This is a genomic window from Enterococcus xiangfangensis (genome assembly GCF_005405365.1).
GTDB classification, from domain to species: domain Bacteria; phylum Bacillota; class Bacilli; order Lactobacillales; family Enterococcaceae; genus Enterococcus_A; species Enterococcus_A xiangfangensis.
The window spans coordinates 183348-199503 of record NZ_BJDX01000005.1 but is presented as its reverse complement, the minus strand read 5'-3'; the positions used below and the strand labels follow the sequence as shown (position 1 = coordinate 199503).

The following is a 16156-nucleotide window of genomic DNA, read 5'->3' as shown; positions in this document are numbered from 1 at the left end:
AATTCCAGTAAAAGGTCTTAAAATCGTTTTTAAGACCTTTTTCTTTTTTTTGAGTAAAATAATTAAAACGGCTTAAAACTTCTTAAATCGAAAAATACAACAAGTTCATTTGTTTTATCGGTAAAAAAAGGGTATAATAAAGAGGTGTTTCTAGCATGAAAATGAGGGATGAATGTGAAACAAAAAATTTTTTTAGAAACAGAGTTCATGACGCTTGGTCAGTTATTAAAAGAGATCAATGTGATCTCTAGCGGTGGACAAGCCAAGTGGTTTTTAGCGGAAGAAACAGTATTTGTAGATGGCGAGTTGGAAAACCGCCGCGGCCGAAAGCTCTATCCGGGAATGATGATCGAGATTCCTGAGGTAGGAACTTTTTTTATGGTCAAAAATAAGGAAGAACAAGATGCGGCTGAATAAGCTTGAGCTAAGAAATTATCGTAACTATTTAGAACTTCAGTTGGAATTTCCAAATCGATTGAATATTTTTTTAGGGGAGAATGCCCAAGGAAAAACCAATCTTTTGGAAAGTATCTATGTTTTAGCGTTGACTCGCAGCCACCGAACCAGCAGTGAGCAGGAATTAATCGGCTGGCAAGATGATTTTGCTCAGATCAAAGGTCGAATCGAACGCAAGACGAGCGAGCTGGAGTTGGAACTGTTACTAACAAAAAAAGGCCGCAAATCCAAAGTCAATCATATCGAACAAAAGAAACTAAGCAGTTATATTGGTCAATTGAACGTCATTTTATTTGCGCCAGAAGATCTTTCCTTAGTAAAGGGAAGTCCGCAAACGAGACGACGTTTCATCGACATGGAATTAGGCCAGATTAATCCGGTCTATCTTTATGACTTAGCCCAATATCAGCAGACGTTGAAACAGCGCAACCTTTATTTGAAACAGCTGTCCGAGAAAAAGCAGACAGATGAGATTTATCTCGATATCTTAACGGAGCAGTTAGTAGATTTTGGCAGCAAGGTCTTAGCCAGTCGTCTTCTATTTGTTAAAAAGCTGGAATATTGGTCCAATGATCTTCACAGCAAGATCACTAATCAAAAAGAAGCATTGGCGATTGAATATGCTGCAAGTATTCCTTTAAAAGGCGAGAGTGTTGAAGAGATCCACAGTGTTTTTCTGGCTGAATTACAGAAAAACCGCAAACGGGAGATTTTTAAAGGCAATACATTTTTAGGCCCTCATCGAGACGATTTGATCTTTAAGGTCAATCAGCAAAATGTGCAGACTTATGGATCGCAAGGTCAGCAACGAACTACTGCATTAAGCGTCAAATTGGCAGAGATCGATTTGATGAAAGAAGAAACAGGCGAATATCCGATTTTACTTTTAGATGACGTCATGAGTGAGCTTGATGACAGCCGTCAGATCCATTTATTGGAGACGATCGAAAACAAAGTCCAGACGTTTTTGACAACAACGACGTTGAATCATGTTGCAGGAAAAATGACGGTCCATCCGGATATTTTTTATGTCCAGCAAGGACAGATAGAAAGGAAAGAAACGTAGATGACAGAAGAGGAAAAGAGTTTACTAGAACGTGCTCAAGAGTACGATGCTAGTCAGATCCAGGTATTAGAAGGACTAGAAGCTGTCCGGAAGCGTCCTGGAATGTATATTGGTTCGACTAGTACGGAAGGATTGCACCACCTTGTATGGGAAATCGTGGATAACTCTATCGATGAAGCGTTAGCAGGTTTTGCGACGCATATCCATGTAGTGATTGAAGAAGATAACAGTATCACGGTCAGCGATGATGGACGCGGAATTCCAGTAGATATTCAAGCGAAAACAGGTCGTCCAGCGGTCGAGACTGTTTATACAATCTTGCATGCCGGCGGAAAATTTGGCGGTGGCGGATACAAAGTTTCTGGCGGGTTGCACGGTGTTGGGGCGTCTGTCGTAAATGCTTTGTCTGCCAGCTTGGATTTGCGTGTTTTCAAAAACGGTAAAATCTATTTCCAAGAATATCGTCGCGGAGCAGTCGTAGACGATTTAAAAGTGATCGGTGATACTGATCAGCACGGAACAACGGTTCACTTTGTTCCCGATCCTGAAATTTTTACTGAATCGATTGTTTTCAATTTTGATAAATTGGCTACTCGTGTTCGCGAATTGGCGTTTTTGAATCGCGGATTGAAAATTTCGATTGAAGACAAACGTGCAGAAAATCCTGTTTTGCGTGAATTTCATTACGAAGGCGGGATCAAAAGTTATGTTGAACATCTAAACCATAGCAAAGCGGTTATTTTTGACGAACCGGTTTATGTGGAAGGTGAACAACATGATATCACGGTCGAAGTGGCTATGCAGTACACAGACGGCTATCACACCAATATCTTGAGTTTTGCGAACAACATTCATACCTATGAGGGCGGGACCCATGAATTCGGGTTTAAAACAGCGTTGACTCGCGTGATCAATGATTATGCTCGTAAGCAAAAAATCATGAAAGACAACGACGAAAATCTTTCCGGGGAAGATGTACGAGAAGGGTTGACGGCGGTTATCTCAATCAAGCATCCAGAACCGCAGTTTGAAGGTCAGACTAAAACAAAACTTGGTAATTCTGAAGTTCGGACCGTTACGGACCGTCTTTTCTCAGAGAATTTCTTGAAGTTTTTGATGGAAAATCCATCGGTTGGCCGTCGAATCGTCGAAAAAGGAATGTTGGCAGCCAAAGCGCGCTTAGCTGCTAAGCGCGCTCGGGAAGTAACCCGGCGCAAAGGCGCATTGGAGATCAGCAATTTGCCAGGGAAATTAGCCGATTGTTCAAGTAATGATCCAGAAAAATGCGAATTGTTCATCGTCGAAGGAGACTCCGCCGGCGGTTCAGCTAAACAAGGCCGTAGTCGAGAATTTCAAGCGATTTTACCGATTCGTGGGAAAATCTTGAATGTGGAAAAAGCCTCAATGGATAAAATTTTGGCCAATGAAGAGATCCGGTCATTGTTTACTGCAATGGGAACTGGTTTTGGTGCGGATTTTGATGTATCAAAAGCTCGTTACCACAAATTAGTTATCATGACGGATGCCGATGTCGATGGTGCGCATATTCGTACACTGTTGCTGACATTATTCTATCGCTACATGCGACCAATCGTGGAAGCAGGTTACGTTTATATCGCACAGCCACCATTGTACGGGATCAAGCAAGGTAAAAATATTACGTATATCCAACCAGGTAAAAATGCAGAAGAAGAATTGGCGCAAAAAATATCAGAATTGCCTGCATCACCTAAACCAAATATCCAACGTTATAAAGGGCTAGGTGAAATGGACGATCATCAATTGTGGGAAACAACGATGGATCCAGAAAATCGGTTGATGCTGCGGGTCAGTGTTGATGATGCGATTGAAGCGGATCAAGTCTTTGAAATGTTGATGGGTGACCGTGTAGAACCACGTCGCGCATTCATTGAAGAAAATGCACATTACGTTAAGAATTTGGATATTTAGTGAGGATTTCAGTTTCTCATTACGTTTGTGTGAGTAGCGAAATGACTCGCGTGATGAGGAGCAGATTTATTTTTTAAGAAAAATAAATTCATTAACACGAACTAGGAGGATCAATTTGGAAGATCGAAGAGAGAATATACATGACGTCAACCTAACCAGTGAAATGCGAGAATCCTTCATTGATTATGCAATGAGCGTTATTGTGGCACGTGCTTTACCCGATGTACGGGATGGATTGAAACCTGTTCATCGTCGAATTTTATACGGAATGAATGAGCTAGGGGTCACCCCTGATAAGCCTCATAAAAAATCTGCGCGTATCGTTGGGGATGTAATGGGTAAGTACCATCCCCACGGCGACAGTGCGATCTATGAATCAATGGTACGGATGGCTCAGTCATTCAGCTACCGCAATATGTTGGTCGACGGTCACGGAAACTTTGGTTCTGTCGATGGTGATGGTGCGGCAGCGATGCGTTATACCGAAGCGCGGTTAAGTAAAATCGCGATGGAAATGTTGCGAGACATCAATAAAGATACGGTTGATTTTCATGGCAACTATGACGACAGCGAACGAGAACCAGATGTATTGCCGGCACGTTTTCCTAACTTATTAGTCAACGGAGCTACCGGGATTGCAGTCGGGATGGCGACCAATATCCCGCCGCACAATCTTAAAGAAGTCACAGCAGGAATCGAATTATTGATGGAAAATCCTGATGTTACGACCCAAGAACTGATGGAAGTGATTCCAGGACCAGACTTCCCAACTGGCGGTTTAGTTATGGGAAAATCTGGTATTCGTCGGGCCTATGAAACAGGTAAAGGTTCGATTACTGTTCGAGCAAAAATCGAGATTGAAGAACAAAAGAACGGCAAAGAACGAATCATCGTTACTGAATTGCCTTACATGGTCAATAAAGCCAAACTGATCGAGCGCATCTCTGAACTGCATCGTGATAAACGGATCGAAGGGATCACTGATTTGCGGGATGAATCTTCTCGCGAAGGCATGCGGATCATGATTGAAGTTCGCCGCGATGTCAGCGCATCAGTTGTTTTGAATAATTTGTATAAAATGACTTCGTTGCAAACATCATTTAGTTTCAACATGTTAGCAATCGAAAAAGGTGTTCCTCGAATTTTAAATTTGAAACAAATCTTGGAAAACTATATCGAACATCAAAAAGAAGTCATCACTCGCCGGACAATTTTTGATAAGAAAAAAGCTGAAGCACGTGCACATATCTTAGAAGGATTACGAATCGCATTGGATCATATCGATGAGATCATTGCGACGATCCGCAGTTCCGCTTCAGATGATATTGCGAAAGCGACATTGATCGAACGTTTCAATTTATCTGATCGCCAAGCTCAAGCAATCTTAGATATGCGCCTGCGCCGTTTAACAGGCTTAGAACGCGAGAAAATAGAAAATGAATACCAAGAGTTGTTGAAGACAATCAGCGACTTAGAAGACATTTTAGCGCGTCCTGAGCGTGTGACAGAAATCATTCGTACAGAACTAGCAGAAATTGCTGGAAAATTCGGTGATGCTCGCCGTACGGAACTTTTAATCGGTGAAGTTTTAAGTTTAGAAGACGAAGACTTGATTGAAGAAGAAGATGTCGTTATCACTTTGACGAGCAACGGTTATATCAAACGGGTTGCATCAACAGAGTTCCGCGCACAACGCCGCGGCGGACGAGGCGTGCAAGGAATGGGCATCCACAATGATGATTTCGTGAAGACGCTGATTTCTTGTTCGACGCATGATACGTTGTTGTTCTTTACAAACAGCGGACGTGTTTATCGGGCGAAAGGTTACGAAGTGCCTGAATATGGACGCACAGCTAAAGGAATCCCGATCATTAATTTGCTGGGAATCGATTCAAATGAAACGATCCAAGCGGTGATTTCGGTCAACGGACAAGCAGAAGACGGTCATTTCTTATTCTTCGTTACAAAAAAAGGAACGGTCAAACGGACAACAGTTACCGCCTTTTCAAATATTCGAGCAAATGGTCTGATTGCGATCGGTTTGCGCGAAGGCGATGAATTGGTAAATGTGATGTCAACAGAAGGCGATGAAACGATTATTATCGGGACACACAATGGTTATTCTGTGACATTTAAAGAAGAAGCTGTCCGAGATATGGGTCGAACAGCAAGCGGGGTCCGCGGTATCCGACTGCGTGAGGAAGATTACGTAATCGGTTCAGCGATGCTGAAGAAAGATCAAGAAGTGTTAGTTATCACGGAAAAAGGTTACGGCAAACGGACGAGAGCTGCTGAATACCCAATCAAAGGTCGCGGCGGTAAAGGGATCAAGACTGCCAATATCAAAGAAAAGAATGGCCCATTAGCTGGTTTAGCTACGGTTAACGGCGATGAAGATATCCTATTGATCACAGATAAAGGTGTCATCATCCGCTTCAACGTTGGTAGTGTTTCACAAACAGGTCGTGCAACATTAGGTGTTCGTCTGATGAAGATGGAAGAAAACACAAAAGTTGTCACGATGGCGATCGTCGAAAAAGAAGACGAAGTACCTGAGACAGAGACACCTGAGCTAGTTGAAACAAGTGAGGTTATTGAAGTTTCTGAAGAAACGCCAGACACAGAAGAATAAAATTTTAGAGACTGAGAGCAATCTCAGTCTTTTTTCGTAACTTAAAGTAAAGAAACAATTGATTTTTGCAGGATGATTATGTATAATGAATATTTGTGAGTAGTCTATATATTTTAGATCGCTCTCCTTGCTCTTAAGACATTTAAGAGCCTTATAGTCCATAGGGAGGTGAAAATCAATGAGTCAAAACACGAAGTATGAAATCACATACATTATTCGTCCGAACATTGATGAAGAAGCAAAAACTGCTTTAGTAGAACGTTTCGATACAATTTTGAAAGATAATGGAGCAGAAATTATCGATTCAAAAGATTGGGAAAAACGCCGTTTCGCTTACGAAATGAACGGATTCCGTGAAGGCATCTACCATATCGTCAATGCAACTGCGCCAACAACAGCTAGTGCAGTTAACGAATTCGATCGTCTTGCAAAAATCAATGACGATATTATTCGTCACATGATCGTTAAGATTGAAGAATAATTGTTTCATGTGAAACAATTGACGAGAAGGGAGCTGGCTTTACTTTGATTAATAATGTTGTATTAGTTGGTCGTTTAACAAAGGATCCTGATTTGCGCTATACAGCAAATGGTACAGGTGTTGCAACGTTTACCTTAGCGGTGAATCGTAATTTTACGAATCAAAGCGGGAATCGCGAAGCGGACTTTATCAATTGTGTGATTTGGCGGAAATCGGCTGAAACTTTAGCTAATTATGCGCGCAAGGGAACTCTTTTAGGTGTGACTGGCCGTATCCAAACCAGAAATTATGAAAATCAGCAAGGGCAACGTGTCTATGTGACAGAAGTTGTTGCTGAAAACTTCCAGTTATTGGAATCGCGTTCTGCAAATGAACAGCGTCAACAGAATCCAAATACAGGTTCTAGCGACAGCTTCCAAGGTGGAGGAAATAGTTTTGACAACAATTATAATCAATCCTCTCAGTCAGCTAAGAACACTATGCCTGACTTCGATCGAGATTCAGATCCATTTAGTGGATCCTCAATCGACATTTCAGATGATGATTTACCATTCTAACAATTGAATAGGAGGGAAACGGAATGGCACAACAAAGAAGAGGTCGCAAACGTCGTAAAGTAGACTATATTGCTGCAAATCATATCGAGTACATCGATTATAAAGATATTGAATTATTGAAACGTTTCATCAGCGAACGTGGTAAAATTTTACCTCGTCGTGTAACTGGAACAAGCGCTAAAAACCAACGTAAATTAACGATCGCTATCAAACGCGCACGTATTATGGGCTTATTAGCATTCGTTTCTGAAGAATAAAAAGCATTTTTCAAAAGAGACTTCATTATGAAGTCTCTTTTTTGTGTTCCACGTGAAACATTCAAGAAAGTCGCACACGCAAGGAGACTGTGATAAAATTACACTGTTAGCTTGTCTGATCTTAGAGATAAGGAGTAGGAGGTCATAGATGAAAAAGAATCCTCAGTTAAAATGGTCCTTTTTCTTGCTCTGTTTACTGCTGATTCAATTAGCTGCGCTTTTTTTACTGCCAATTACCTTTAATGTTTTGACGGCGGGAATTGTTATACTAATCGATCTTTTGTTGTGGATCTATACGGTCGTTTTGCGTAATCGAATCGAAATCACCAATCAACAAAAGATTCAATACGCTTCTCGACGAGCTCAAGAGGCTTTGACTTATGTATCTGATGACATGCCGGTGGGAATCATCACGTGGGATGATGACTATAAGTTTAGTTGGACGAATCCAGCAATAACTGAGAGCGTTCGAAATTTAACTAAAGAAGATCAGCAGGATATGATCAATGAGTTGCTGCAGCGAGCAGAAAAAGGCAAGAGTATTTACAAGATAGGTACTATTTTGTATCATTTTGAACTGAATCAGGAAAAACGAGTCGTTTATTTAATTGATGTCACCAAAGAATATACATTAGAAAATAAAGAGAAACAGCAGCAAGCGGTGGTTGGGATTCTTTCAGTCGATAATTATGATGATGTGATCGATCGGCGAGATGATAAGGAAATTTCCAATCTAAATTCATTTATCACAACAATCATCTCTGATTGGATGGATTCTTATCACATCTTTTATAAACGTGTGAATCCTGAGCGCTTTTTTATTTTTGCTCGTTATGATGATTTGGAAAAAATGATTGAGAACAATTTTGATTTGTTGGAACATATTCGAACCTCAGCTGAAAAACAAGATATGTTGATCACAGTCAGCATGGGAATCAGCTATGGAACAGAGTCAGTGGAAACAATCGGAGCTGAGGCGCAAAATAATTTAGATATTGCGTTAGTTCGCGGCGGCGATCAAGTCGTCGTTAAAAATGCGCAGGAAGGCCAAAAACCGATCTTTTATGGCGGCAATTCTGCCAGCGCGGCGAAACGGACAAGAGTTCGTTCGCGAGCTATGTCAATGGCACTGAAGAAAGTATTTGATCGAACAGGAAACGTCTTCGTGATGGGACATCGTTTTCCTGACATGGATGCGATCGGTTCGGCATTTGGTGTTGCCTGCCTGGCTCGCTACCATGACAAGAAAGTTCGAATCGTTATCAATGAAGAAGAAACGATCCCTGATGTGGAACGTTGTTTGAAGGAAATCCATAAGAATGGCGAGTTGGAAGATCTATTGATCGCACCAGAGGCTGCTAAAAAACAACGACGATTAGGTGATTTATTAGTAATGGTGGATTATCATCGTCCTTCTTTATCGATCGATCAAGAATTATATGAACAGTTTGAAAATATTGTTATCATCGATCATCACCGCAGAGGCGAAGAATTTCCTGAAAAATCTTTATTGACCTATATCGAGTCCTCAGCATCTTCAGCTTCAGAATTAGTCACAGAACTGATCCAATTCGAGAGCAATGAACGGCAAAGAATGAGTAAAATGGAAGCAAGTCTGTTGTTAGCAGGTATCACGGTCGATACAAAGAATTTTGCAATAAGAACAACGGCACGAACTTTCGATGTTGCCAGTTATTTAAAGACTTGTGGAGCGGATGCTTCTTTAGTACAATATTTATTGAGTACAGATATTCAATCCTATTTAGAAATTAGTAAACTAGTAGGAGAAAGCGAGTACGTCAAAGATGACATTGTAGTTGCTACCGGAACGGATGAACAAGAATATGATAGTGTAACAGCCGCAAAAACGGCAGATACATTATTATCGATGGTGGATATCAATGCCGCGTTTGTCATTATTAGAAGAACCGACGGAGTCATTGCAATCAGTGCACGCAGTTCTGGGACGATTAATGTCCAAATAGTGATGGAAGCATTAGGCGGCGGTGGACATTTTACCAATGCGGCGACTCAATTGACGGATAGTACGATCGCTGAAGCGAAGAAACAGTTATTAGATGTCATTAATAAACAGTTGACGGAGGGGACAGAAGAATGAAAGTAATTTTTTTACAAGATGTCAAAGGCAAAGGCAAAAAGGGCGATATTAAAGAAGTCCCAACAGGTTATGCCCAAAATTATTTATTGAAAAACAATTTAGCTAAAGAAGCTACTAAAGGTAGTATCTCTGAATTGAGCGGTCAAAAGAAAGCTCAAGATAAAAAAGCGGCGGAAGTTTTGGCCGAAGCTAAAAAACTAGCCGAATTTTTAGCTAAAGAAGAAACAGTCGTTGAAATCAAAGCGAAAGGCGGCGAAGATGGTCGTTTATTTGGTTCAATCCCTTCAAAACAAATTGCGGAAGGTTTGAAGAAACAATACGATCTAAAAATCGATAAACGTAAAATCGAATTAGAAAATCCGATTCGCACACTTGGCTATACAAAAGTTCCAGTCAAACTTCATACTGAAGTTGAAGGAATCATCAACGTACATGTAGTCGAGGAATAACTTATAATAAACGAATAATTGCAAGAGAGTATGAGAGTTCTTGAAATTAAGAGAATCCCTTGTACTCTTTTCTTTGTTGTATTTAGTGGGTAGATTTTGTAAAATAGATGGACGAAGAGGAGCGTAAATAGACATGAGCGAAATGTTACAAGATCGTGTGCCACCCCAAAGCATTGAAGCCGAACAAGCGACGCTAGGCTCTATTTTTTTGGAGACTGATGCTTTGATTACAGCCATGGAGTACATAGTTCCAGAAGATTTTTATCGTCGCGGCCATCAATTGATTTTCCGCGGCATGATTCAATTAAATGATCGCAATGAAGCGATCGATGTCGTAACAGTCAAAGAATTGCTCGAACAGCAAAATCAGCTGGAAGATGCTGGCGGTTTGAGTTATTTGTCTGAACTGGCTTTGAGTGTTCCAACAGCAGCGAATGTAGGCTATTATGCTAAAATCGTTGAAGAAAAATCGTTATTGCGAAACTTAATCCAAACAGCTACGAATATCGTGACCCAAGGATTCGAGCAAGGAGACGACGTACAGACCATTTTAGATACTGCCGAACGGAATATTATGGAAGTATCAGAACGACGCAACAAGAGCGGTTTTTTGACCATCAGCGAGGTGCTGAATACTGCAATCGAAAATATCGATCAGCTAGCGCGAAACAATGAAGAAATCACCGGGTTACCAACGGGCTATGCGGCGTTAGATAAAATGACGGCTGGTTTGCAAGCGGAAGAATTGATCATCTTAGCGGCGCGGCCTGCGGTAGGGAAAACAGCATTTGCTTTGAATATCGCACAAAATGTCGGAACGAAGACGGATAAATCCGTTGCTATTTTCAGTTTAGAAATGGGAGCAGAGTCGTTAGTCAACCGAATGCTTTGTGCGGAAGGTTCGATTGAAGCGAGCCATCTTAGAACAGGACAATTGTCTGAAGAAGAATGGCAAAACTTGATCGTTGCGATGGGAAGCTTGTCCCGCGCAAATATTTTTATTGATGATACTCCCGGCATCAAAATTTCCGAGATTCGGGCGAAATGTCATAAATTAGCCAAAGAAAAAGGCAATCTTGGTTTAATTTTAATTGATTATCTGCAACTGATCGAAGGAACAGGTCGTGAAAACCGGCAACAAGAAGTTTCTGAAATCTCACGACAGTTAAAGAAACTGGCCAAAGAATTAAAAGTTCCGATCATTGCGTTGTCACAGCTTTCCCGTGGTGTCGAACAACGGCAAGACAAACGGCCGGTATTAAGTGACATCCGAGAGTCTGGATCCATTGAGCAAGATGCTGATATCGTCGCGTTTTTATATCGTGAAGACTATTATGAACGTGAAGGCGAAGAAGAGGAAGAATCGACTGCAAACCGAAACGTGATTGAAGTAATTATCGAAAAAAATCGGAGCGGAGCACGAGGAACCGTTGAGCTGCTCTTTATCAAACAATACAATAAGTTTTCTTCGTTATCACCTAGAGAAGAATTTTAGCGCAAGTTTTGAACTTGTGCTTTTTTGTTTTGTGTTTTATCGGTATAATCTTCAGCTCATAAAAAAATCTTGGCATGACGGGTCTTCACTAGATTTATCGAAAAAACTAAAAATAATGTTCGTGATTTACTTGTTTTTTTCATATATATTATTTTAATATTCGAATTTCAATTGAAGTATCAGGCTATTCTTGATACAATGATTCAGGATTAAATAAAATTGAATGAGGTGTTCAGATGTCATCTGTAGTAGTTGTAGGGACGCAGTGGGGCGATGAAGGTAAAGGAAAGATCACGGACTTTTTAAGTGAGAATGCAGAAGTCATTGCTCGCTACCAAGGTGGAGACAATGCAGGTCATACAATCAAATTTGACAATGAAACATATAAATTGCACTTGATTCCTTCGGGGATCTTCTACAAAGAAAAGATCAGTGTTATTGGGAATGGTGTCGTAGTCAATCCGAAATCATTAGTGACAGAATTGGCTTATTTACATGAACGAGGCATTGTGACGGATAATTTACGAATCTCTGATCGCGCGCACGTGATTTTACCGTACCATATCAAACTGGATCAATTGCAAGAAGATGCAAAAGGCGAAAACAAGATTGGTACGACAATCAAAGGAATCGGACCAGCTTACATGGATAAAGCTGCTCGTGTCGGTATCCGGATCGCTGATTTATTAGACAAGGAAATTTTTGAAGAACGCTTGAAAATCAATTTAGAAGAAAAGAATCGTCAATTCGTTAAAATGTTTGATGATGAAGCATTGAACTTTGATGATATTTTTGAAGAATATTATGAATACGGCCAACAAATCAAAAAATATGTAACGGATACTTCAGTTATTTTGAATGATGCGTTGGATCATGGCAAACGGGTACTGTTTGAAGGCGCCCAAGGGGTTATGTTAGATATCGATCAAGGAACATATCCATTTGTTACGTCATCTAATCCAGTTGCCGGCGGTGTAACGATCGGCAGCGGTGTCGGCCCATCGAAGATCGATAAAGTTGTCGGTGTATGTAAAGCTTATACCTCACGTGTTGGTGATGGACCTTTCCCAACAGAATTATTTGATGAAGTTGGCGAACAGATTCGTGAAGTGGGTCATGAATATGGAACGACAACCGGCCGTCCGCGTCGTGTGGGCTGGTTCGATTCTGTTGTTATGCGTCACTCTAAACGTGTTTCAGGCATTACCAATCTTTCCTTGAATTCAATCGATGTCTTGAGCGGATTAGAGACGGTTAAAATTTGTACCGCTTATGAATTAGACGGTGAATTGATTTATCATTATCCAGCAAGTTTGAAAGAATTGAATCGCTGCAAACCAGTTTATGAAGAATTACCTGGCTGGAGCGAAGATATTACTGGTTGTCGTGATCTAGCTGATCTGCCGGAAAATGCAAGAAATTATGTTCGTCGTGTTTCTGAACTTGTCGGTGTTCGTATCTCAACGTTTTCTGTCGGCCCTGATCGGACACAAACAAACATTATGGAGAGTGTTTGGGCACAAATCTAACATATTATGAGACAAGCAACCAATTATCTAGTAAAATAGATTTACTATTAAGTGGGTATTTGGAGGACTTTAAAAATGTATCAAATTCTGACAGATTCATGTTGCGATGTGCCTTATGAATTACTAGAAGAAAACAACGTTGATTTTATTTCAATGCATGTTTCGATCGGCGATACCGAATTCGCTGATGATTTAGGGCGTCATTTTAAGATTGCCGATTTTTATCAACAAATCAAAGATGGCGCGATGCCGACAACTTCACAAGTAAATGTTGGCCGCTATGTCGAATTTTTCCGCAGCTATGCGGAGAAAAATATCCCGATTTTGTATATTTGCTTTTCTTCTGGCATGAGCGGGTCTTATCAAAGTGCGATGCAGGCAGTTGAGATCTTGAAAGAAGATTTGCCAGCGGCAGAAGTCTACGTAGTCGATTCGTTAGCTGCCAGCGGCGGTGAAGGGCTAATGGTCTATGAAGCGGCTCAGAAACAGCAAGCAGGAATGTCTCTGACCGATTTGTACGAATGGCTAGAAGAAAATAAACTAACCTATCATCATTGGGTAACTGTCGATGATTTGAAACATCTGCAACGCGGCGGTCGTATCTCTAAAACGAGTGCCGCAATTGGCGGATTGATGAACATCAAGCCGATCATCACGGTTGATGTTGAAGGTCGATTGCAAAATGTTGAAAAAGTGCGGGGACGCAAAAAAGCGTTGCAGTTAGTTGCTGATAAAATCAGCGAAGCGACGAAAGATCCCGCAAATCAAACGATTTTTATTACCACCAGTGCTGACCAAGAAGGCGCCGAAGAAGTGAAGCGTCATTTAGAAGAAAGTATCCAGCCGAAAGAAGTTCGGATCTTTCCATTAGGCACGACGATCGCCAGTCATACAGGACTTGGCTGTATCGCAGTCTTTACTCGCGGTGAAAAACGCAATTAAAAAAAGTTGTGACAGAAGCTGCGGGAATGCCAGTTAAACAAAAAAAGACTATGACAAAAATTTTTGTCATAGTCTTTTTTTGTTTAATACAATTGACTCAATTGTTTTTGAACTTCAGGATTTTCTAAAAATTCATCGTACGTCGTTTCAGCACGATCCACGACACCATTTTCAGAAATCGCGATGATACGGTTGGCGATCGTTTGGATGAATTGATGGTCATGGGAAGCAAATAAAAGCGAACCTTTATATGAAATCAAGCCATCGTTCAATGCTGAGATCGATTCTAAGTCTAAATGATTTGTTGGATCATCTAAGACTAAGACGTTTGATTTTGACAACATCAATTTTGATAACATACAACGAACTTTTTCGCCACCGGATAAAACGTTGACTGGTTTCATGACTTCGTCGCCAGAAAACAACATCCGACCTAAGAAACTACGTAAGAAAGTATTGTCATCTTCTTCTTTGCTGGCATATTGACGCAGCCAGTCAAGAATCGGCATTGTGTTATCGAATTCTTTTGTTGTATCTTTTGGCAAGTATGCTTGGCTTGTTGTCACACCCCAGCGGATCGTACCTGTATCCGGTGTAAGATCGCCCATGATGACTTTGAACAGTGTCGTCGTCACTAAGTCGCTTTCAGCGATGAACGCCACTTTGTCGTCGCGGTTCAAAGTAAAAGAGATGTTGTCAAGAATCTTCTTGCCATCGAGTGTCACACTGACATTGTCTACTTGTAATAAATCATTGCCGATTTCCCGTTCTGGTTTGAATTGAACGAAAGGATAGCGGCGAGAAGAAGGCTGAATATCATCTAGTGTAATTTTATCCAACATTTTCTTCCGTGAAGTCGCTTGTTTTGATTTTGATGCGTTGGCGCTGAAACGAGCGATAAAGTCTTGCAACTCTTTGATCTGCTCTTCTTTTTTAGTGTTTTGTTGTGATTGTAATTTTGCTGCTAATTGGCTTGATTCCAACCAGAAGTCATAGTTGCCGACATACAATTTGATCTTGCCGAAATCAAGGTCGGCCATGTGGGTACACACTTTGTTTAAAAAGTGACGGTCATGGGATACGACGATTACGGTATTTTCAAAATTGATCAAGAATTCTTCCAGCCAGTTAATTGATTGGATATCTAATCCGTTCGTTGGTTCGTCTAGTAATAGAACGTCGGGCTTACCGAAAAGTGATTGTGCTAAAAGAACTTTGATTCTTTGTCCGGCAGTCAATTCACTCATTTTTTGTTGGTGCAAGTCTTCAGGAATGTTTAAGCCCTGTAATAGGACGGCTGCTTCAGGTTCAGCTTCCCAGCCATCTAGTTCAGCAAATTCGCCTTCTAGTTCAGCTGCGCGAATACCATCTTCGTCAGAAAAATCTTCCTTCATGTAAATGGCGTCTTTTTCTTGCATGACTTGGTATAAACGTTGGTGGCCCATGATGACTGTTTCCATAACAGTATATTCTTCAAAGTCAAAATGGTTTTGTTTCAACACAGCCATTCGTTCGTTAGGACCCAAAATAACAGAGCCGGTAGAAGGCTGAATATCACCTGCTAAAATCTTAAGAAAAGTTGATTTGCCGGCACCATTTGCACCAATCAACCCGTAACAATTGCCGGGAGTGAATTTAATATTTACGTCATCAAATAATTTACGGTCAGGAAACTGTAAACTAACGTCACTTACTGTAATCAATGATTTTCCTCGCTTTATCAGTATTGGCTTAAGGCCTCTTTGCATTATATCGGGGAACATCTGAAGTTTCAAGCTTCCTTAAGAATTTACTTGCAGTTTAAAATAGGATAGACTGGGAAATTGAAGGGATGTGTCCGCATGATTGGGATAGTAATCGCGACCCATGACCATTTAGCAGATAGTCTGTTGAAAACAGCTGAAGCTATTTTAGGTGAACAAAGTTATGTAAGAACATTAAATATTGATCCTGGGGCGACAGGTTTGCAAAAAAAAATCGAAGTTTTTGCTGAAGAGTTATTGAAAGAAGTCGACGAACTCGTTTGGTTAGTAGACATGTTCGGTGGTACACCATTTCGCTACGCCAGTTATTGCGTGATGAATGATTCCCGGCAAGCTTTAGTGACCGGAGTCAATTTGCCGATGGTCTTACAAGCCTTAGTGAATCGTGAGCTGTCAGCTGAAGCGTTGACAACACAGTTAGAATTAGAAACAAAACAAACGATTCGCAGAATGTAAAAAG

14 protein-coding genes are annotated in these 16156 nt (G+C 40.8%); 13 read left to right on the top strand and 1 reads right to left on the bottom strand.

What is annotated here, in order from left to right; translation table 11 throughout:
* Positions 1–174 precede the first annotated feature (174 nt).
* The 12 genes from yaaA to FFM68_RS08010 all read left to right on the top strand — a co-directional run bounded on the left by yaaA (position 175) and on the right by FFM68_RS08010 (position 13933).
* A complete protein-coding gene (yaaA, locus tag FFM68_RS08065) occupies positions 175–417 on the top strand; it encodes a S4 domain-containing protein YaaA (RefSeq protein ID WP_137609032.1) in 243 nt (80 codons plus the stop codon).
* Positions 404–1522, top strand: coding sequence for a DNA replication/repair protein RecF (gene recF, locus FFM68_RS08060; RefSeq protein WP_137618862.1), 1119 nt, complete (start codon positions 404–406; stop codon positions 1520–1522). Before yaaA ends, recF begins: the two co-directional genes overlap by 14 nt.
* Positions 1523–3472: a DNA topoisomerase (ATP-hydrolyzing) subunit B gene (gene gyrB, locus FFM68_RS08055; protein WP_137618861.1), complete on the top strand. Its 1950-nt coding sequence runs from the start codon at positions 1523–1525 to the stop codon at positions 3470–3472.
* 115 nt (positions 3473–3587) lie between these two features.
* Entirely contained in the window at positions 3588–6104 is a 2517-nt protein-coding gene (gene gyrA / locus FFM68_RS08050; protein ID WP_137618860.1) for a DNA gyrase subunit A, read from the top strand.
* 178 nt (positions 6105–6282) lie between these two features.
* Positions 6283–6585 carry a 30S ribosomal protein S6 gene (gene rpsF, locus FFM68_RS08045; RefSeq protein ID WP_010742561.1) on the top strand — a complete coding sequence of 101 codons (303 nt, stop codon included), beginning with the start codon at positions 6283–6285 and terminating at the stop codon, positions 6583–6585.
* 44 nt (positions 6586–6629) lie between these two features.
* Positions 6630–7142, top strand: coding sequence for a single-stranded DNA-binding protein (ssb, locus tag FFM68_RS08040; RefSeq protein WP_137618859.1), 513 nt, complete (start codon positions 6630–6632; stop codon positions 7140–7142).
* A 23-nt stretch (positions 7143–7165) separates the two neighbouring features.
* The gene (gene rpsR, locus FFM68_RS08035; RefSeq protein ID WP_010742563.1) at positions 7166–7399 is read left to right on the top strand and encodes a 30S ribosomal protein S18; all 234 of its coding nucleotides are present in this window, start codon (positions 7166–7168) and stop codon (positions 7397–7399) included.
* A 148-nt stretch (positions 7400–7547) separates the two neighbouring features.
* Complete coding sequence (locus FFM68_RS08030) at positions 7548–9518, top strand: DHH family phosphoesterase (RefSeq protein ID WP_137618858.1); 1971 nt, start codon at positions 7548–7550, stop codon at positions 9516–9518.
* Positions 9515–9967: a 50S ribosomal protein L9 gene (gene rplI / locus FFM68_RS08025; protein WP_137618857.1), complete on the top strand. Its 453-nt coding sequence runs from the start codon at positions 9515–9517 to the stop codon at positions 9965–9967. Before FFM68_RS08030 ends, rplI begins: the two co-directional genes overlap by 4 nt.
* A 133-nt stretch (positions 9968–10100) precedes the next feature.
* The gene (dnaB, locus tag FFM68_RS08020; protein ID WP_137618856.1) at positions 10101–11462 is read left to right on the top strand and encodes a replicative DNA helicase; all 1362 of its coding nucleotides are present in this window, start codon (positions 10101–10103) and stop codon (positions 11460–11462) included.
* Between the two features lie 236 nt (positions 11463–11698).
* The gene (locus tag FFM68_RS08015; protein ID WP_137618855.1) at positions 11699–12991 is read left to right on the top strand and encodes an adenylosuccinate synthase; all 1293 of its coding nucleotides are present in this window, start codon (positions 11699–11701) and stop codon (positions 12989–12991) included.
* A gap of 75 nt (positions 12992–13066) precedes the next feature.
* Entirely contained in the window at positions 13067–13933 is an 867-nt protein-coding gene (locus FFM68_RS08010) for a DegV family protein (protein ID WP_137618854.1), read from the top strand.
* Positions 13934–14016: 83 nt separating this feature from the next.
* On the opposite strand, the gene FFM68_RS08005 is transcribed toward FFM68_RS08010, so the two are convergent.
* Complete coding sequence (locus tag FFM68_RS08005) at positions 14017–15636, bottom strand: ABC-F family ATP-binding cassette domain-containing protein (RefSeq protein ID WP_137618853.1); 1620 nt, start codon at positions 15634–15636, stop codon at positions 14017–14019.
* A 138-nt stretch (positions 15637–15774) separates the two neighbouring features.
* On the opposite strand from FFM68_RS08005, the gene FFM68_RS08000 reads away from it, so the two are divergent.
* Positions 15775–16152: a PTS sugar transporter subunit IIA gene (locus FFM68_RS08000; protein ID WP_239585120.1), complete on the top strand. Its 378-nt coding sequence runs from the start codon at positions 15775–15777 to the stop codon at positions 16150–16152.
* Positions 16153–16156: the final 4 nt, after the last annotated feature.